Here is a 19,239-nt window from a genome sequence, read left to right on the forward strand (position 1 = left end):
CCTCAGCCGTTGAGGATCTTCATTGCCGCTTCGTGCAGTTCGGGCGTCGCCGCCGCGACGATGTCGCCCGCAGCCTCGGCCGGGCCGCCATCCCAGGTGGTGATGACACCACCCGCCCGCTCGATGATCGGCACCAGCGCCATGATGTCGTAGGTCTGCAGCGACGTCTCGACGACGAGGTCGATCGAGCCCGACGCCAGCATGACATAGGCGTAGCAGTCGGTGCCGTATCGCGCGAGCTTCACCGAACGCTCGAGCTGGTCGTAGACCTCGCTGCGGCGCTCCTTGAACATGCGCGGCGTGGTCGTGCACATCATGGCTTCAGCCAGGGTCTTCGTCGGCCGGGTCTTGAGCTGCCGGTCGCCACCTGGGCCGCTGTACTGGCTCGAGGTTTCGTCAGCCCAGAACAGCTCGCCTGTAAACGGCTGCGACATCATGCCGGCAACCGCGTCGCCATTGTCGGTAAGGCCGACCAGAGTGCCCCACAGCGGAATGCCGGAGATGAACGAGCGCGTGCCGTCGATCGGATCAATCACCCACTGGTAGCGCGCCGTTTCGTTCTCGCGGCCGAACTCCTCGCCGATGATGCCGTGGTCAGGGAACGCCTCGCGGATCAGCGCGCGGATCGCCTGCTCCGCGTCGCGGTCGGCTTCCGTGACCGGATCGAAGCCGCCAGCTAGCTTGTTGGCCGAGACAAGCCCCGCTTGCCGGAAACGCGGCAGTGTCTGCGCGGCAGCGGCCGCGGCGATACGGTGCATGAAGTCGGCTTCGATTCTCATTTGCATCTCCCGGCTAGGCTGTCTGCCTGTTGCACAAAATTCAGTCGAACGGCAACATCAGCTTGACATTTGTGCAACGCACAATAACTTTGGTGACGGACAAGTTTCTTGTCTGAGCCCTTTTTGGGGCGTTTCCTCCCTAGACTTGGACCGCCGAGCGCAAGCGACGCGGTCCTTTTTCTAGCTTCCCCATCAAATGTTTGGCTTATTCGGCGGCGAGCGGCAGGCCCTGCAGCTCATGGTCCGGAACGGACATGATGTCGGCGCAGAACCGCGAGAGGTCGGCAACGAGCGCGTCGAACCCCGCTGAGCGCTCCAGCGTCTTCTCGTTCATGTAGAGGCCGCGGTTGATCTCGATTTGCAGCGCATGCAGCCCCTTGGCCGGGCGGCCGTAGTGCTCGGTGATGAAGCCACCGGCATAAGGCTTGTTGTGCGCGACGCGGTAACCCATGCCCGACAGGATCTCGATCGCAGCACTCGAAAGCCCCGGCGCGCACGCAACACCGAAGCGATCACCAATGATGAAATCGGGCCGGATGCCGCCGTCAGGCACGCGCACGCTCGCCGGCATCGAGTGGCAGTCGATCAGCACGCCGAAGCCGAATCGGGCGTGGGTCGTCGTCAAAAGCTGCTTCAGCTGCGCATGGTAGGGTTTGTAAACGCCCTCGATCCGCGCGATTGCCTCGGAGAGCGGCATTTTCTCCACGTAGATATCCTGCCCCTCGCCCACGAGACGCGGGATCGTGCCGAGGCCTCCTGCGACACGCGCCGAGCGCGTGTTGGCATGGCCGGGCAGCGGCTCGCTGAACATGCGCGGGTCGAGTTCCCACGGCTCGCGATTGGCGTCGAGCCAGGCGCGGGGAAAGTTGGCGACGAGCAGCGGCGCACCGAGCTCGACCACGCTTGCGAACAGCTCGTCGACGAAGCAGTCTTCGGAGCGCCGGATGGCAACTGGATCCAGCTTGCTCATCGCCAGGAACCGCGGCGGATAGTAGCGCCCGCTGTGGGGCGAGTTGAATACGAACGGCACTCGTTGTTCGGCGGGTGCCCGCACCGCGAAGGGAGGAATGAAGCCGAAATCGAGAGAGACGCTCATGTTGCGGTGCAATGTCCTGGCGCGGAATGTCCGCAAACCCTGCCATTTGCTGGGCTTTCTGTCCAGATTGACACGCGTCGCAGGCGGCCGGGGCATTCACTTGATCTTTACAGAAGGGGCCTCATATACGCCTTTAATCTGGTGTTCGGCGGATGCTGGACAGGGGACTGACTGATTCGGACGGGCTACATGGCAAGAATTTTGCTCGCGGAAGACGACAACGACATGCGCCGCTTCCTGGTCAAGGCACTGGAAAGGGCGGGCCACGACGTCAGTGACTTTGACAACGGCGCGAGCGCTTACGAGCGCCTGCGCGAAGAACCTTTTTCATTGCTTCTCACCGACATCGTGATGCCGGAGATGGACGGGATCGAACTCGCCCGCCGCGCCACGGAAATCGACCCCGACCTCAAGGTGATGTTCATCACTGGCTTTGCGGCGGTTGCGCTCAATCCCGATTCGAAGGCCCCGCGCGACGCGAAGGTCCTGTCGAAGCCTTTCCACCTGCGTGAGCTCGTCACCGAGGTGGAAAAGATGCTGCATGCGGCTTGAGCCTGAGGAAACCGTCAAAGAACGTTTTTTCCTCTATTGACGACGGCGTTCACGTGTGGTGTATGCGCCCTCGTCGGATGGGCGTGTAGCTCAGCGGGAGAGCACTACGTTGACATCGTAGGGGTCACAGGTTCAATCCCTGTCACGCCCACCATCCTTCAAGAAAACCAAGTTTCTGATTCTGCGTCGCTTTCGGCGAGCATCGTTGCCGTGCGCCTCCTACCGTGCGTGCGCGTCGGGATGTCATCGCCCCCACCTGTTCAACTCAGTGATAAAACGAAAAAACCGGCTTGCGGGAAACGGCGGAGCGGGCTACACGCCCACTCGCTGGATGTTTCGGCACCCGGGCGTGTAGCTCAGCGGGAGAGCACTACGTTGACATCGTAGGGGTCACAGGTTCAATCCCTGTCACGCCCACCATTCCCTTCCCAGAACGAAAAGCCTAGCAGCACCGCTGCCATCGTTTCCCTCCGCATTTTCTCATCGCAACACCGCGAAAACGGTCGCCTCACTTCCCCTCAGGAACATGCTTGCCCGTGGCGCGTTTCCGGGAAAATCCAATCCTTCCTGGAGGGCATTCCGCTATGGCTACGACAGTTCTCACCGACAAGGACGCGATCCGCGACTGGGCAGCCGCCCGGATGGGATTCCCGGCCATAGTCGACACGTCCGTGGAAACGGGCACGCAGCCGATGCTGCGAATCGTCTTCGACCAGGCGGCCTATCAGGATCAGGACCGGCCCGAGCGGCCGCAGAACGCCGGCGGCATCGAGCTCGTCGAATGGGACGATTGGATGAAGATCTTCGAGGAGAGCGGGCTTGAGATGATCGTGAACGAGGACGTTCCCGGCCGGCGCGACAATTATTACGAGCTGGTGCGGCGCGGCGAGGAATGACGAGCCGCTAAGCCCAAAAACGAAAAGAGCAGCAGAGCCTGAAGAGGCCCGCTGCTCTTTCTTTTGACTGGCCGCGATCAGGAGATCCAGCCGGCTTCCTTCTGGCGCTTGTAGGCGACCATCGAGTTGCGCATCAGCATCGCAACGGTTACCGGCCCGACGCCGCCCGGAACCGGCGTGATCCAGCCGGCAACTTCCTTCACCGCATCCGTGTCGACGTCACCAACGATGCGGACGCTGCCGTCGGCATCGGTGACCTGGTTGATGCCGATGTCGATGACCGCCGCGCCCGGCTTGATCATGTCGGGGCCGATCAGGTGCGGCTTGCCGACCGCAACGACCACCKCATCCGCGCGGCGCGAGTGCATCGCCACTGACCGCGTCATGTGGTGGCAGACGGTCACTGTCGCCCCTTCCGCCGTCAGCATCAGCGCCGCCGGCTTGCCGACAATCTCCGAGTGGCCGATCATCACGACCTCGAGCCCCTTGAGCTCCAGTCCCGTCGAGCGCAGCAGCTCGACCGACGCGGCGGCCGTGCACGGCGCCAGCGCTATGTCGCTGTAGACGATGTTGCCGATCGACGCCGGGTTCATGCCCTCGACGTCCTTGAGCGGGTGAATGGCCGACTGCAGCGAACGCACGTTGATGTGCGCCGGAACGGGACGCTGCAGGATGATGCCGAGCACATCGGCGCTGTCATTGAGCGACTGGATGCGCTTCTTGCACTCTTCCTGCGTGATCTCGGACGGCCACACCTGCTCGTCGAACGGAATGGCGACCTTTGCTGCCGCCCGTGCCTGGTTGCGCACATAGACGGCGACCTCCGGCGTCGGGCCGATGCAGACCGACACCAGCTTGCCCACCGGCGGGTTTGCGGCGGCGACCTGCTCTGCCACTTCGGCAAGGATACGCGTCTGCACGGCCTTGCCCTCGATCAGTCGATGGTCGCGGAATTTTGGCTCCGTCGTGCTCTTGTCGGACAAGCGATCTTCCTTCCGTTTTTCCATCTCGGGCAGCATCCGGAAGCGTGCCCTTCGGTTATGCGGACCATATAGCGGGCTCCAGGGGCTGTATACAATCACGATCGCGACGTGCTGCAACTGGCATGCGCCAAAACTTCGTCTATAGATTGCAGCCGTCGCAACGCGACTACTTGGGGGAGTTATGCAATATCAGGAAACGACGTCCGTCTCGTGGTTCGGACGCATCAAGAATTCGGCCGTCGGGGCGCTCGTCGGTTTCTTCGCCATCATCGCCATGATCTGCCTGCTGTTCTGGAACGAAGGCCGCGCCGTGACCACTGCGCGGTCGCTCGAGGAAGGCGCAGGCATCGTCATCTCGGTCGACGCGAACAGCATCGATCCGGCGAACGAAGGCAAGCTTGTCCACGTCACCGGTCGGGTCGTCACCAATGACAAGCCGTCTGATCCCGACTTCGGTATCACGGTCACCACGCTGCAGTTGCTGCGCAGCGTCGAAATGTACCAATGGATCGAAGAGACCAGCAGCGAGTCGACAACCTCGCTTGGCGGCAGCGAGGAGATCACCACAACTTATTCCTACAGCACCGGCTGGTCGGAGCAGGAGCATGACTCCTCCAACTTCAGGTATCCGCAGGGCCGCGACAACCCGCCGATGGAAATCCGCCGCGGCTATTTCCCGGTCGAGAACGCCTCGATCGGTGAATTCCGGCTGAGCAGCAGCGTCATTGCCATGATCGACAACCAGGAGCCGCTCAAGCTCCCGGAAAGCAATGAGGAAGCGATCCAAGACGTCTTCGGCACGGCCAAGCGCGTCCATATAGTCAATGGCAATATCTATCTTGGCAACGACCCGCAGAACCCGCAGGTCGGCGACTACCGCGTGTCCTACCGAGTCGTGCCGATTGGCCCAGCCAGCGTGATCGGCCGGCAGACCGGCAATGGCTTCACCGAATACCAAACGGTTGCAGGCGACAGGCTGCTTCTGGTCAACGACGGCGTGCTCACCGCCGAGCAGATGTTCAAGGACGCCGAACGCGACAATGCGATCCTCACCTGGGTGCTGCGCGCGGCCGGCGTCTTCTTCCTCGTCGTCGGCTTCTCGATGGTGCTGGGGCTGCTCGGCGTCATCGCCGACGTGATCCCGTTCCTTGGCTCGATCGTCCGTCTCGGCACCGGCCTCGTTGCCTGGTGCCTCGGCACGCTCGTCGGCACCCTGACCATCGCCGTCGCCTGGTTCTGGTACCGCCCACTGGTGTCGCTGGCGGTCATCATCGTTGGCGTGGCGATCTCCTGGTACTTCGGCCAGCGCGCGAAGAAGAAGGCAGGCGTGACAACCGCAGCCGCCTGACCCTCACGAGGCCCAGACACAAAAAAGGCGGGGCACCCGGTCGGGCGCCCCGCCTTTTTGTGGGTTACGAAGCTCGGCTTAGAGCTTGCCGTCCATCGACTGGCGATACAGCGCGAGCGCGGCTTCCTTTGTCAGCTTGACCGGGTTGCCGCCGGAGGTCGGGTCAACGATCGCCATTTCGGCGAGCAGGTCGAGACGCGCGTCATCCGGCGCGAAGTCCTTGATGAACTCGCCCAGCGTGTGCGGGACGTTGAGGTCCTTGCGCAGCTTGAGGATCGCGGCGGCAAAGCCGTCGAAGCCGCCCTCGATGCCGAGATAGGCGGCAAGGCGGTTGATGCGGTCCTCGACGGCCGGGCGGTTGAACGCCAGCACGTAAGGCATGAACACGGCGTTGGTCATGCCGTGGTGGGTGTCATACAGCGCGCCAATCGGGTGCGACAGGGCGTGAATCGCGCCGAGGCCCTTCTGGAACGCGGTCGCGCCCATCGCGGCGGCCGACATCATGTGTGCGCGTGCTTCAAGGTCGTTGCCGTTGGCAGCGGCCTTCGCGAGGTTCTCGAACACAAGGCGGATGCCCTCGACGGCAACGCCGTCAGCCATCGGGTGATAGCCCGGCGCGCAGTAGGCCTCGAGGCAGTGGGCCAGCGCGTCCATGCCGGTGCCGATGGTGATGAACGGCGGCATGCCAGCGGTCAGCTCCGCATCGGCGATAACGATCGCGGGCATCATCTTCGGATGGAAGATGACCTTCTTGGTGTGGCTTGCCTCGTGGGTCAGCACGCCAGCGCGGCCGACTTCTGAACCGGTGCCTGCCGTGGTCGGGACGGCGACGATCGGCGCGATCTTCGATGCATCGGCGCGGGTCCACCAGTCGCCGATGTCCTCGAAGTCCCAGACCGGACGGCTCTGGTGTGCCTGGAAGGCGATCAGCTTGCCGAGGTCGAGGGCAGAGCCGCCGCCGAAGGCGATGACGCCGTCATGCTTGCCGCTCTTGAAGACCTCGATGCCGGCATAGAGGTTAGACTCGACCGGGTTCGGCTTGACGTCAGAGAACACGCCATGCGGAACGCCCGCCTCGGTCAGTAGCTTCAGCGTCGAAGCAACGACCGGCAGTTTCGCCAGGCCCGGGTCGGTCACGAACAGCGGGTTGGAAATGCCGACTTCCTTCAGCACCTCCGGCAGTTCCTTAATGCGACCGGCGCCGAAGCGAACGGTGGTCGGGTAGTTCCATTTGGAAACGAGATTGGTCATTTTTTCAGTATTCCGAAGTTTCAGATCGCTTCGCGCAGGTGGTAGCTCTTCGGGCGCGTCAGGTTGTGGTAGCCCACGACGCCCATCGCACCGCCCTTGCCGGTATCCTTGACGCCGGTCCAGACGAGACCCGGATCGACATAGTCGCAGCGGTTCATGAAGACCGTGCCGGTCTCGATGCGGTCGCCGATCGCAGCCGCATGCTCGGTGTCGGTGGTCCAGACGGAAGCGGTGAGGCCATACGGGCTGTCATTCATCAGCGCGATGGCTTCCTCGTCATTGCGCACCTTCATGATGCCGACGATTGGGCCGAACGACTCTTCGCGCATGACGCTCATCTGGTGGTCGACGTTGGTCAGCACTTCCGGAGCGATGTACGGGGAGCCCGCAACGTCGTTTTCCACCTTCATGTTGATGTGCGCGACCGCGCCCTTGCGCAGGGCTTCGGCCTTCTGCTCGCGGATCAGGTCCGCAAAGCGGGCCTGCGCCATGGGGCCCATCGTGGTCGCCTGGTCGAGCGGGCTGCCGACGACGTAGTTCTTCGTCTCGGCAATGAAGCCCTCGACGAACTCGTCATAGACCTTTTCGTGCACGTAGACGCGCTCGATGCCGCAGCAGCACTGGCCGCTGTTGTAGAACGCACCGTCGACGAGGTTGGCAATGGCGTGGTCGAGCTTCGCATCCGGCAGGACGTATGCTGGGTCCTTGCCGCCAAGCTCGAGGCCGAGCGAGGTGAAGGTGCCCGCAGCAGCCTTCTCGATGGCGCGGCCGCCGCCGACGGAGCCGGTGAAGTTGCAGTGGTCAACCTTGCCCGAACCAAGCAGCTTCTCGGTCTGGGCGTGGCTCATGACGAGGTTGGTGAACAGGCCTTTCGGCAGGCCCGCCTTGTCGAATGCCTGCTGGAGACGCTCCCCGACCAGCAGCGTCTGCGCCGCATGCTTGAGGATGACGGCATTGCCCGCCATCAGGGCCGGAACGATCGAATTGATCGCCGTCAGATACGGATAGTTCCACGGCGCGATCGTGAAGACGATGCCGAGCGGCGCGCGCTTCAGGTAGCGGCGGAAACCCGGGCGGTCCTCAGGGATGTACGGTGCGAGAGCCTTCTCGGCGATCTCGACCATATAGCGGGTGCGCTCTTCGACGCCGCCCTTCTCGCCGCCGTAGCGAACCGGACGGCCCATCTGCCAAGCCAGCTCCGGAACGATCTCGTCGTTCATCGACAGCAGCGCCTCGAGGAAGGCGAGCAGGTACTTGCCGCGCTCGGCGATCGAGACGTTGGCCCAATCGGCCTGTGCGGCGCGAGCGCGCGAGATCGCCGCCTCGATTGCCGCATCCTCGGCCACCGGGCGCTCGATGTAGATCGAGCCGTCGACGGGAGATATGAGTTTGACCGTTTCGGCCATGATTACCTCGTCAGTATAGTCGGATTTAGTAGCGCTCGAAGCCGCGGTGCAGCTCCCAGTCGGTGATGCGGCGGTCGTATTCCATCTGCTCCCAGCGGGCAGTGTGGACATAGTGCTCGATCACGTCATCGCCAAAGGCCTCGCGGAGCATCTTCGAATTCTCGAGCGTCTCGATAGCATGGCGGAGCGTACGTGGCACCTCCGGAAGTTCGCTTGCCTGGTATGCGTCACCGACAAAGGGCTCCTGGAGCGTCAGATTTTCGTCGATGCCGGCAAGGCCCGCTGCGATCAGCGCGGCGAAGGCGAGATACGGGTTCAGGTCGGCGCCACCGATGCGGCACTCCATGCGGATGCCCTTGGTGCCCATGCCGCACAGGCGGAAGCCCGCCGTGCGGTTGTCCTCGCTCCACATCACCTTGGTCGGCGCGAACGTGCCTGCCTGGAAGCGCTTGTAGGAGTTGATGTAGGGGGCCAGGAACCAGGTGAAGTCCTTGGCATATTTCAGCTGGCCGGCAGCCCACTGCTGGCCGAGCTCGCTCAGCGTCCACTTCGCGTTCTTGTCGAAGAACAGCGGTGTCTTGCCGTCGGCGCTCCACAGCGAGTTGTGGATATGGGTCGAATTGCCGGCGAGGTCATAGTTGTACTTCGCCATGAAGGTGATCGCCTTGCCTTCGGCATGGGCGATTTCCTTGGCGCCGTTCTTCAGAACGACGTGACGGTCGGCCATCTCGAGAGCTTCGGCATAGCGCACGTTGATCTCTTCCTGGCCCGGACCCCACTCGCCCTTCGAGTTCTCGACCGGAATGCCCGCCGCGTCCATCTCGTTGCGCAGGCGGCGCATGAAGTACTCTTCCTTCGAGGTCAGGCCGATCAGGTAGTCCTCGATGTAGGGCGAGTGCGTCTTGAGGTTGCGGAAGCCCTTTTCGCGCGCGGTCTCATAGGACTCGTCGAGCAGGTAGAACTCGAGCTCCGACGCGAAGTAGGCCATGTAGCCGCGTTCCTTCAGGCGCTCGACCTGGCGGCGCAGCATGGCGCGCGGCGAATGCGGCAGATCCTTGTGGTGATGGTGATCCTGGATGTCGCACAGGATCAGCGCGGTCTTTTCGAGCCAGGGAAGCACGCGGATCGTGTTCATGTCGGGCTTCAGCACGAAGTCGCCGTAGCCCTGTGCCCAGCTCGCGGCCTTGTAGCCCGGCACCGGCTCCATATCGATGTCGTCGGCGAGCAGGTAGCTGCAGGCGTGGGTTTCTTCGTAGGCAGATTCGACAAAGAATTTCGCCAGGAAGCGCTTGCCGATCAGACGCCCCTGCATGTCGACGGCTGCGCCGAGCACGGTATCGATCTGCCCGTCCGCCACGAGCTGCTTCAACTGGTCGAAGGAAATATTGCCTGCCATCATCTACTCCGCTGTGTTCCCCAATTCGGCCTGAGCCTCATCCAGCCCTTTTCGACCGCCAGCTGGATCTGCACCACTCTTTCCAATCTGTAATGAATGGTACGGGATCAACCGGATTGCGCTGTTGTGGATGATTTCATACACTTCCAGCACCTTTGTCAAACCTGTTGTCGGATGGCTCTGTGATGAACATCGGCATCGCCGAACTGATTGCCGAGCGTATGGATAGCTTGCCTGCGGGCGAGCGTCGAGCCGCGCAGGTTTTGATCGCCAATTATCCGATGACCGGCCTGAAAACCGTCGCGGAGTTTTCCGCCCAGGCCGGCGTTTCCTCGCCGACCATCCTGCGCCTCGTCTCGCGCCTCGGCTTCCAGAACTATGCCGAATTCCAAGCGCGCCTGCAGGACGAACTCGCTGCGCAGCTGCAGTCGCCGCTATCGCGGGCAACGCAGGGCGCTCCTGACGATGACGCCCCACCTTTTCTCGCCGCCGTCATCCAGAACCTGCACGAGACCTACCGCCATTTCTCCGAAAAGCAGATGGCGGCCATCGTACGCACACTGACCAACACCCGCGGCAAGGTGTTCCTCATCGGCGGCCGCTTCACTGATCCGCTGGCCGCCTACATGGCCTCGCACCTCGCCATCATCCGCCCTGGCGTGCTGCACCTAACCGGCCAGGAGAGCAACTGGCGCGACCGGCTGCTTGACATGGGCAAGAACGACGTCGTCGTCATCTTTGACATCCGCCGCTACCAGGAGAGTCTGCTTCGACTTGCCGAAGCCGCCAACAAGCGCGGCACGCAGGTCGTGCTCTTCACCGATCAGTGGCTGTCGCCCGTTACGCGCTTCGCGCGCCATGTCGTCGCCGGCCGCACCGCGGTGCCATCGGCCTGGGATTCCAGCGCATCCCTCTTCGTCGTTGCGGAAATGCTGATCGCCGAGATCACCCGGCGGCTGGAAAACGAGAGCGCCCAACGCATCCGGGAAATGGAAAACCTGCGCGGCGGCTAGGCTGCCTCTCGGTCAACTTACCGATATTTAATGAACTTCCTGATGCATTAGGCCCCGAGTGTTGGCATAACATTGCCATGAGGGACGCGCCGTGCCCGCAAGAGTGCGGTGGAGCGCCCGTTTTTGCATGTCGGGTGGTTGCCAGGCACCTCAGGAACCACGCCAAGCCCGGAGTATCGCATGTCGTTTTGGAAGCAACTGGCATCAGCGTTGGTCGTCCTCGCAGTTGCCGCTGGGTTGTGGGTGAAATTCTATCCGGGCTCGAACGAAGTTCTGGCGCGTTGGGGACTGGACTGGGCCGTCGCGGCGGTTCCCGGCGGCGCTCCCGCCGCTGCGCCGGCAGCAGCTCCTGGAGCGGGCGGCGGTGGCTTCGGCCAGCCCGCGCTGGTGATCGCGTCGCAGATCGAGACCGGCACCATTAACGACCGCCTCGTTGCCATCGGTTCCGGCCGCGCGCTCAACTCCGTTTCCGTCACGCCCTTCTCGTCGGGCCGCCTGACCGAGTTCTTGGTCGAGTCCGGCTCGCAGGTGCAGGCAGGCGACGTGATCGCCCGCCTCGACAGCGAAGTGGAAGAGATCGCGGTCGAACGCGCCCGAATTGCCCTCCAGGACGCCGAGGCGCGCCTTGAGCGCGTCCGCAACCTCCGCGCTTCGAACACGGCCACCGCCGTGCAGGTCACGGATGCCGAGCGCGACGTCAGCAACGCGAAGCTCGAGCTGCAGAACGCCGAAGTGACCCTGAAGCGCCGCGCCATTACGGCGCCGATCTCCGGCACGGTTGGCATCCTGCCGGTCTCTGCTGGCAACTACGTGACGACGCAGACCGTCATCGCCACCATCGAGGACCGCTCGCACCTCGTCGTCGACTTCTGGGTGCCGGAGCGCTTCGCCGGCATGATCTCGGTCGGCCAGACGGTTACCGCCACCTCGCTTGCCCGTGCCGGCGAGACCTATGAAGGCACCATCACCGCCCTCGACAACCGCATCGACCCGGCAAGCCGTACCTTGCACGTGCAGGCCCGCCTGCCCAACGACAACGACCGCCTCGCGGCCGGCATGTCGTTCGAGGTGACGATGCGCTTCCCGGGCGAGAGCTATCCTTCGGTCGATCCGCTGGCGATCCAGTGGAGCACCGATGGCGCCTACATCTGGGTGCTCGACGACGAGCGCAAGGCGCGCCGCGTGAACGTCAGGGTCGTCCAGCGCAACACCGACAGCGTCCTCATCTCCGGCGACATCGGCGATGCCGAGCGCGTCGTCACGCAGGGCATCCACGCGGTTCGCGAGGGCGCGGTCGTCCGGGTCGTGGGAGATCCGCAGGAAAGCCGGCCGCAGGCGTCGCTTTCCGTCAGCCATTCGTAAGCGGGAGGCACGCGCATGAAACGTATCGCTTCCGCTGAAAGCGGGATGACGGCGCTCTTCGTGCGCCGCCCCGTCCTTGCCTTCGTTCTCAACACGCTGATCGCCGTTGCCGGCCTTGCCGCGCTCTACGCCGTCGAGGTCCGCGAGCTGCCGGACGTCGACCGCCCGGTCATCACCGTCACCACCACCTATACGGGCGCATCCGCCGAGACAATCGACCGCGAGATCACCTCGGAGATCGAAGGCGCGGTTGCCCGCGTCTCCGGCGTGAAGTCGATCTCCTCGACCTCATCCTTCGGCCGCAGCCGCGTCACTGTCGAGTTCAAGGACGGCGTTGATCTCAACGTCGCCGCCTCGGACATGCGCGACGCCGTCAGCCAGGTGCAGAACAACCTTCCCGACGACGCCGAGATCCCGCGCGTCGTGACGGCCGACGCGGATTCGGAAGCCGTCGTCCGTCTCGCTGTCACCTCGAGCACGATGAGCGTGCACGATATGACCGTTCTGGTCGAGGACCAGCTGGTCGACGCCTTTTCGGCAATCGACGGCGTTGCCGACGTGCAGGTCTATGGAGGCCGCGACAAGATCTTCCGTGTCGACATCGACCAATCGCGCCTTGCCAGCCTCGGCCTGACTGTCGCGGACATCCGCAATGCCCTTTCGTCGATGTCGTTCGACACGCCGGCGGGCTCGCTGACCAGCAGCACGCAGGACCTTATTGTCCGCGCCACCGCGCCGGTGCAGACGCCCGAGGACTTCGAGAACATCTTCATCAAGGGCAACATCCGCTTGCGCGATGTCGCCACCGTCACGCTTGGCGGCGACGTCGGCGAGTCGCAGCTGCGCGCCAACGGCCAGACCGGCATTGGCATGGGCATTCTGCGCCAGGCGCAGTCCAACACGCTGCAGATATCGGAAGACGTTCACAAGACCATCGAACGCATTCGCCCCACCCTGCCCGAAGGCGTCGACATCTTCGCCACGGGTGACGAGGCCGTGTTCATCAATGGCGCCATCCACGAGGTCGAGATCGCGCTCGGCATCTCGGTCACGGTGGTGCTGCTGATCATCTTCCTGTTCCTGCTCGATATCCGCGCGACACTCATCCCTGCTTTCGCGCTGCCGATCGCGCTGATCGGTTCGGTCGCCTTCGTCTGGATCGCCGGCTTTTCGATGAACATCCTGACGCTGCTGGCCTTCGTGCTGGCGACGGGCCTCGTCGTCGACGACGCGATTGTCGTGCTCGAAAACATCGTGCGCCGCCGCAACGAGGGCCTTGGCCCGCGCGCCGCCGCGGTGCTCGGCACCCAGGAAGTGTTCTTCGCCGTGGTGGCAACGACCGCGACGCTGGTCGCGGTTTTCGTGCCCCTCTCCTTCCTGCCCGGCCAGACCGGTGGCCTGTTCCGCGAGTTCGGCTTCGTGCTGGCGGTCTCGGTGATCTTGTCGGCGGTGGTGGCGCTGTCGCTCTGCCCGATGCTTGCCTCGCGCATGCTGAGCAGCGGCAATATCGAGCATCATCATGGCGGGATCCTTGGCACCATCGGCGGCGTGCTCAGCACGATCTACCGCAATACGCTGCGTGCCGCGCTCAACGCGCCCCTCGTCGTGGTGCTGATCGCGGCGCTGTTTGCCGGCTTTGCCACCGCCATCTTCCCGACCATCCGCAACGAACTGACCCCGGCTGAAGACCGCTCGGCGGCCTTCCTGCGCGTGACCGCACCGCAGGGCGTCTCGCTCGACTACTTTGCGCAGCAGATGCGCAACATCGAGACGCTGATCCAGCCGCTACGCGATTCCGGCGAGATCGCCTCGACCTTTGCCATCGCGGGCTCGGGCGGCAACCAGAACTCCGGCTTCATGGTGATGACGCTGTCGCCGTGGGAGAAGCGCTCCCGCACGCAGCAGCAGATCCTCGCTGATGTCGTTTCGCGCGTCGAAAACCTGCCCGGCGTGCGCGCCTTCGCGTTCCAGCCGAACAGCCTTGGCATCCGCGGCGCCGGCAGCGGCCTGCAGTTCGCCATCGTCGGCAACAACTATGCGGAGCTGAACGAGGCCGCGCAGAAGGTCGTGGCCGACCTGTCGGACGACCGCCGCTTCCGCCAGCCGCGCCTGTCACAAGAGCCGACGCAGCCGCAGCTTTCCGTCCAGATCAACCGCGACCGCGCCTCGGACCTCGGCATCGAGATCAACGGCCTCGATGCGGCGATCCAGGCAATGCTGGACGGCCGCAAGATCGGCTCGGTCTTCATCGACGACCGCTCCTATGACGTGAAGCTGCTGTCGACCACGAACCCGATCAACGACCCGACTGACCTCGAGAACATCTATCTGCGCACGCAGGATGGCCGCTTCGTGCCGATGTCGACCATCGCGACGGTCCGGGAAGAGGCGGTTGCACCGGCGCTCGCCCGCGAGCAGCAGATGCGCTCCGTCGGCATCACCACGGCGCTCGCGCCGGACGTTGCACTCGGCACGGCCTACGCCGCCGCGCAGGAGATCGCCGCGAAGCACTTGCCCGCCGGCAGCCGCATCGTGCCGCTCGCCGAAGCAGCGACGCTCGGCGAGACCCAGGGCAACATGATGACTGTGTTCGGCTTCGCCATCGTCATCATCCTGCTGGTGCTTGCCGCTCAGTTCGAGAGCTTCGTCTCGGCCGCTATCATCATGGCGACCGTGCCGCTTGGCCTTGCCTGCGCCGTGTTCGCGCTGCTTCTCACCGGCACCAGCCTCAACGTCTACAGCCAGATCGGCCTCGTGCTGCTCGTTGGCATCATGGCGAAGAATGGCATCCTGATCGTCGAATTCGCCAACCAGCTGCGCGACCGCGGCCTCAATGTCCGCGACGCGATCGAGCAGGCATCCAACATCCGCCTGCGCCCGGTCGTGATGACGATGCTCTGCACCATCGTCGGCGGCCTCCCGCTGATCCTCGCCAGTGGCGCGGGCGCGGAAGCGCGCATTTCGCTCGGCTGGGTCATCGTCGGCGGCCTTGGCCTGTCGACCATCTCGACGCTGTATCTGACGCCGGTCGTCTACCTCCTCCTCGGCCGCTTCGTCACGCCGAAGGTCGAGGAAGAAAAGCGCCTGGTGCGGGAGCTCGAGCAAGCCGAAAAGGCCGAACTCGGCGCAGCGCCGCAGCCGGCGGAGTAGGTTCTGCATCGCGGGGCTGCGGCCCTGCACCCGGCGGCGGGTGTTTGCCTTGGCTCCCCACTCCCTGCCTTCACTCTATGAGCCCCCTCCGGCGCTTCGCGCCACCTCCCCCTTAAATGGGGGAGGATCAGGGTGATGGTGGCAGATCACATACGAGGATGACACTTAGCCCGATCATCGGCTCAGATGTGGCGCTACGCTTTTGAAAGCCTCAACCTGAGGATCCTCCCCTGCGAAGCGGGGGAGGTGCCGCCGAAGGCGGCGGAGGGGGCTGCCGGGGCTAAGCGGGACAAGATGAGACGCAGGTTGGCAGGACGCCCCCCGCTCAAAAGCTCTCTGAGTCTCCCGCTCCCCCTCAAATCCCCCGCTGCGTGTACTTCCTCAACTCCTGCCGCGCGATCTGGCGGCGGTGCACCGCGTCAGGGCCGTCGACCAGCCGCAGCGTGCGCAAGTGCGTCCACAGCCTTGCCAGTGGCGTGTCCTGAGAAATGCCCTGCGCACCGAACATCTGCACCGCCTCGTCGGCGACCTTCAGTGCCACTCGGGGTGCCACGACCTTGATCTTGCTGATCCAGGGTGCTGCCGCCTTGCGGTCGCCCTGGTCCATCATCCACGCCGCCTTGAGGCAGAGCAGCCGCGCCATCTCGATCTCCATCCGGCACTCGGCGATGACGTCGTAATTACCGCCGAGCTCGGCGAGCGGCTTGCCGAAGGCTTCGCGCCCCAGCGCCCGCTTACACATCAGTTCCAGCGCCATCTCGGCCTGGCCGATAGCGCGCATGCAGTGGTGGATGCGACCGGGACCCAGCCGCCCCTGCGCAACCTCGAAGCCCCGGCCCTCGCCGAGGATCAGGTTCTCGGCCGGCACGCGGACGTTCTCGAAGCGGATGTGCATGTGGCCGTGCGGCGCGTCATCGTCGCCATAGACCATCATCGCGCGCAGCTTGGTGATGCCGGGCGTGTCGGCGGGCACCAGGATCATCGAATGCTGCTCGTGCTTCGACCGGTCGGGGTTCGGCGTATGCACCATGACAATGTAGATGGCGCAGCGCGGGTCCCCTGCCCCGGATGACCACCACTTCTCACCGTTGAGGACGTAAGAGTCGCCGTCGCGCTCGCAGCGCATCGAAATGTTGGTGGCGTCCGACGAGGCAACGTCCGGCTCGGTCATCAGGTAAGCCGAGCGGATCTTGCCCTCGAGCAGCGGCTCCAGCCAGCGCTTCTTGTGCTCATCGCTACAGTAGCGCTCAAGCACTTCCATGTTGCCGGTGTCCGGCGCGGAACAGTTGAAGACCTCGGCGCCGAGATGCGCCTTGCCCATTTCCTCGGCGAGATAGGCGTATTCGACCGTCGTCAAACCAAGACCGCGCTCGGAGTCGGTCAGCCAGAAGTTCCAGAGGCCACGCTCGCGCGCCTTGGCCTTCAGCCCTTCCAGAATCTCCGTCTGCCGCGGCGTGTAGCTCCAGCGGTCGCCGTTTCGGCCCACCTCTGCGAGAAACTCGGCGTCAAGCGGCATGATTTCCTCGCGCACCATGCGCGCGACCTGTTCGTGGATCGGCTTCAGCCGTTCCGTCATGCCAAGGTTCATCTCAGCGCTTGCCGGCATTCATGTCCTCCTCCTCGGGTCCCTTGAGAGACATCCGCCGTCCATACTAGGCAAAGTTTCGCCAAACGCGACCGTATAACAGGAGGCCAGCACCGGATGACTTTGCGCGCACAACCCGGTAATTGTGCCATGCGCGACCGCCCATCGGCTGCTTCGAGATTTCAGGGAATTAGCTTCGCATGAACACTAGCAATCGCGAGCCCGTCACGCTTGAGGACGCGAAGAACGCGGTCGGACAGGAAATCGGCGTCTCGCCCTGGCGTGTCGTCTCGCAGGAAATGATCAACCAGTTCGCCGACGCGACCGACGACCATCAGTTCATCCACGTCGATCCGGAACGCGCCGCAAGCGAGACGCCGTTCGGCGGTACCATCGCGCACGGCTTCCTGACGCTCTCCCTGCTCTCGACGCTCGCCTACGAGACGATCCCGCCGATCGAGGGCGCCGGCATCGGCGTCAACTACGGCTTTGAATCGATCCGCTTCATGTCGCCGGTGAAATCCGGGGCGCGCATCCGCGCCCGCTTCAAGCTGGCCGAACTGATCGCCCGCCCATCGGGCTGGATGCATCTCAATTATGACGTTACCGTCGAGGTCGAGGGCTCGAAGAAGCCGGCGCTCACCGCGCGCTGGCTGACGCTCGCGGCCATGGACAAAAAGGAAGCGACTGCTTGAACGATCCTAACGCGCTCGATCCCAAGACACTAGCGCCTTATCTCGAGGCGCATGTGGACGAGTTTCGGGCGCTTCGGTCGATCCGCAAGTTCGACACCGGCCAGTCCAATCCCACCTATCTGATCGAGGCCGAGAGCGGCCGCTACGTCCTGCGGGCCAAGCCCGCGGGCGAGCTTTTGAAATCCGCGCACCAGGTCGACCGGGAATACCGGCTGATGAAGGCGCTGGAAGGAAGCCGTGTGCCGGTGCCGCGGATGTTCCACCTGTCCGACGAAGGCTCGCCTATCGGGCGCATGTTCTACGTCATGGAGTTCGTCGAGGGCCGCATCTTCTGGGACCCTGCCCTCCCCGAGCTCGGCAATGGCGAGCGCGCCGCCATCTACGACGCGATGAACGAGGTGCTGGCGGCGCTGCACGACCTCGACTTCGAGGCGGTCGGACTCGGCGACTTCGGCAAGCCCGGCAGCTACTTTGCCCGCCAGCTCACGCGCTGGACCGGCCAGTACCGCGCGACCGAAACCCATGTCATCGACGACATGGACAAGCTGATCGCCTGGCTTGAGGAACAGCAGATCGAGGACGACGGCCGCGTCTCGCTGGTCCATGGCGACTACCGCCTCGACAACATGATCTTCGTGCAGAACGAGCCGCGCGTCGCCGCCGTGCTCGACTGGGAGCTGTCGACACTTGGCCATCCGTTCGCCGACATCGCTTATCAGTGCATGCAATGGCGGTTGCCGAACGAGTCGTCGTTCCGCGGCCTTGGTGGCATCGACCGCAAGGCGCTCGGCATCCCGAGCGAGGAGGAATATGTCGAGCGCTACTGCGCCCGTCGCGGCCTTGCCGGCATCGACAACTGGACCTTCTGCCTCGCCTTCTCCTTCTTCCGCCTCGCCGCTATCTGCCAGGGCGTCTACAAGCGCGCGCTCGATGGCAACGCGTCGAATCCGGAAAAGGCAAAGCGATATGGCGAGGCCGTCCCGCTCCTGGCACGGCTCGCGGTCGAGGCGATTAGCGAGGCCTGATCAGGCGAGGGATTCGATCAGTCGCCGCAGCTCGCCGAGGTGGTCGATCTGCCGGTAGCGCGGGTGATGCTCCGGCGCCTCGATGTGCTCCAGCACCCAGGTCAGCTCGTGCGGGACGTAGACGCCCCAGCTACCTGCCTCGATGGCCGGCGCGACGTCGGACTTCAGCGAATTGCCGACCATCATCGCCCGCTCCGGCCCGTCACCGTAACGGTCGAATACGCGGTTGTAGGTCGCGGGCGTCTTGTCGCTGACGATCTCGACGCCGTCGAAATAGTCGCCAAGGCCAGACTGCGCGAGCTTGCGCTCCTGGTCGAACAGGTCGCCCTTGGTGATCAGCACGAGCCGGAAATTACCTGCCAGCGCCTCCAGCGTCTCCTGCACATGCGGCAGCGTCTCGACCGGATAGCGCAGCATCTCGCGCCCAGCGGCGAGGATTTCAGCGATAATGGCTGCGGGCACCTTGCCCTCGGTGACCTCGACGGCCGTCTCGATCATCGAAAGCGTAAACCCCTTGATGCCGAAGCCGTAGTGGCCAAGGTTGCGCTTCTCGGCGGCAAGCAGGCGGTCATGCAGGTGCGTGGGTTCGGCGAAGTCGGCAAGCAGCTCCGCAAACCGTTCCTGCGTCAGCTTGAAGAACTGCTCGTTCTGCCAGAGCGTGTCGTCGGCGTCGAAGCCGATGGTCGTGAGGCCAGTCTTCAT

The 19,239-nt window shown here is 63.9% G+C and carries 16 protein-coding genes and 2 tRNA genes; 10 read left to right on the forward strand and 8 right to left on the reverse strand.

Annotated features, from left to right (window positions below):
• Window positions 1–2: 2 nt before the first annotated feature.
• The gene (gene hisN, locus L610_RS13075; RefSeq protein WP_024847522.1) at window positions 3–779 is read right to left on the reverse strand and encodes a histidinol-phosphatase; all 777 of its coding nucleotides are present in this window, start codon (window positions 777–779) and stop codon (window positions 3–5) included.
• A gap of 205 nt (window positions 780–984) precedes the next feature.
• Window positions 985–1,875: an N-formylglutamate amidohydrolase gene (locus L610_RS13080; protein WP_024847412.1), complete on the reverse strand. Its 891-nt coding sequence runs from the start codon at window positions 1,873–1,875 to the stop codon at window positions 985–987.
• A gap of 189 nt (window positions 1,876–2,064) precedes the next feature.
• On the opposite strand from L610_RS13080, the gene cpdR reads away from it, so the two are divergent.
• From cpdR to L610_RS13100, 4 genes are all read left to right on the forward strand, one after another.
• On the forward strand, window positions 2,065–2,427 hold the full coding sequence (cpdR, locus tag L610_RS13085; protein ID WP_024847413.1) for a cell cycle two-component system response regulator CpdR: 363 nt from the start codon (window positions 2,065–2,067) through the stop codon (window positions 2,425–2,427).
• A gap of 79 nt (window positions 2,428–2,506) precedes the next feature.
• Window positions 2,507–2,581 (forward strand) — tRNA-Val (locus tag L610_RS13090).
• A gap of 191 nt (window positions 2,582–2,772) precedes the next feature.
• Window positions 2,773–2,847, forward strand: a tRNA-Val gene (locus L610_RS13095).
• A gap of 164 nt (window positions 2,848–3,011) precedes the next feature.
• Complete coding sequence (locus L610_RS13100; protein WP_024847414.1) at window positions 3,012–3,323, forward strand: hypothetical protein; 312 nt, start codon at window positions 3,012–3,014, stop codon at window positions 3,321–3,323.
• Between the two features lie 77 nt (window positions 3,324–3,400).
• Here the strand turns inward: L610_RS13100 and L610_RS13105 are convergent, their stop codons facing one another.
• Window positions 3,401–4,306, reverse strand: a complete 906-nt coding sequence (locus L610_RS13105; protein WP_246659013.1) for a bifunctional 5,10-methylenetetrahydrofolate dehydrogenase/5,10-methenyltetrahydrofolate cyclohydrolase — start codon at window positions 4,304–4,306, stop codon at window positions 3,401–3,403.
• Window positions 4,307–4,487: 181 nt separating this feature from the next.
• On the opposite strand from L610_RS13105, the gene L610_RS13110 reads away from it, so the two are divergent.
• A complete protein-coding gene (locus L610_RS13110) occupies window positions 4,488–5,654 on the forward strand; it encodes a TMEM43 family protein (RefSeq protein WP_024847416.1) in 1,167 nt (388 codons plus the stop codon).
• A gap of 78 nt (window positions 5,655–5,732) precedes the next feature.
• On the opposite strand, the gene L610_RS13115 is transcribed toward L610_RS13110, so the two are convergent.
• From L610_RS13115 to L610_RS13125, 3 genes are read right to left on the reverse strand one after another with little or no spacing between them, the layout of a single operon-like run.
• Complete coding sequence (locus L610_RS13115) at window positions 5,733–6,905, reverse strand: iron-containing alcohol dehydrogenase (RefSeq protein ID WP_144705576.1); 1,173 nt, start codon at window positions 6,903–6,905, stop codon at window positions 5,733–5,735.
• A gap of 20 nt (window positions 6,906–6,925) precedes the next feature.
• Window positions 6,926–8,311: an aldehyde dehydrogenase family protein gene (locus L610_RS13120; protein ID WP_024847418.1), complete on the reverse strand. Its 1,386-nt coding sequence runs from the start codon at window positions 8,309–8,311 to the stop codon at window positions 6,926–6,928.
• A gap of 25 nt (window positions 8,312–8,336) precedes the next feature.
• Window positions 8,337–9,707 (reverse strand): glutamine synthetase family protein, encoded by a 1,371-nt coding sequence (locus tag L610_RS13125; RefSeq protein WP_144705578.1) that lies wholly within the window; start codon window positions 9,705–9,707, stop codon window positions 8,337–8,339.
• Window positions 9,708–9,874: 167 nt separating this feature from the next.
• Between L610_RS13125 and L610_RS13130 the strand changes: the two genes are divergently transcribed.
• From L610_RS13130 to L610_RS13140, 3 genes are all read left to right on the forward strand, one after another.
• Window positions 9,875–10,720 (forward strand): SIS domain-containing protein, encoded by an 846-nt coding sequence (locus L610_RS13130; RefSeq protein WP_024847420.1) that lies wholly within the window; start codon window positions 9,875–9,877, stop codon window positions 10,718–10,720.
• A gap of 180 nt (window positions 10,721–10,900) precedes the next feature.
• Window positions 10,901–12,082: an efflux RND transporter periplasmic adaptor subunit gene (locus L610_RS13135; protein ID WP_144705580.1), complete on the forward strand. Its 1,182-nt coding sequence runs from the start codon at window positions 10,901–10,903 to the stop codon at window positions 12,080–12,082.
• A gap of 15 nt (window positions 12,083–12,097) precedes the next feature.
• Entirely contained in the window at window positions 12,098–15,232 is a 3,135-nt protein-coding gene (locus L610_RS13140) for an efflux RND transporter permease subunit (protein WP_144705582.1), read from the forward strand.
• 355 nt (window positions 15,233–15,587) lie between these two features.
• Here L610_RS13140 and L610_RS13145 read toward each other — a convergent pair whose 3' ends face one another.
• Window positions 15,588–16,838: an acyl-CoA dehydrogenase family protein gene (locus L610_RS13145; protein ID WP_034329539.1), complete on the reverse strand. Its 1,251-nt coding sequence runs from the start codon at window positions 16,836–16,838 to the stop codon at window positions 15,588–15,590.
• Window positions 16,839–17,017: 179 nt separating this feature from the next.
• Between L610_RS13145 and L610_RS13150 the strand changes: the two genes are divergently transcribed.
• Complete coding sequence (locus L610_RS13150; RefSeq protein ID WP_024847424.1) at window positions 17,018–17,512, forward strand: MaoC family dehydratase; 495 nt, start codon at window positions 17,018–17,020, stop codon at window positions 17,510–17,512.
• Window positions 17,509–18,537 (forward strand): phosphotransferase family protein, encoded by a 1,029-nt coding sequence (locus tag L610_RS13155; protein WP_024847425.1) that lies wholly within the window; start codon window positions 17,509–17,511, stop codon window positions 18,535–18,537. The genes L610_RS13150 and L610_RS13155 overlap by 4 nt, the downstream gene beginning before the upstream one ends.
• Here L610_RS13155 and L610_RS13160 read toward each other — a convergent pair whose 3' ends face one another.
• Entirely contained in the window at window positions 18,538–19,239 is a 702-nt protein-coding gene (locus tag L610_RS13160; RefSeq protein ID WP_024847426.1) for an HAD family hydrolase, read from the reverse strand.

It is taken from the genome of Aminobacter sp. J44 (assembly GCF_007829415.1).
In the GTDB taxonomy this organism is placed as follows: domain Bacteria; phylum Pseudomonadota; class Alphaproteobacteria; order Rhizobiales; family Rhizobiaceae; genus Aerobium.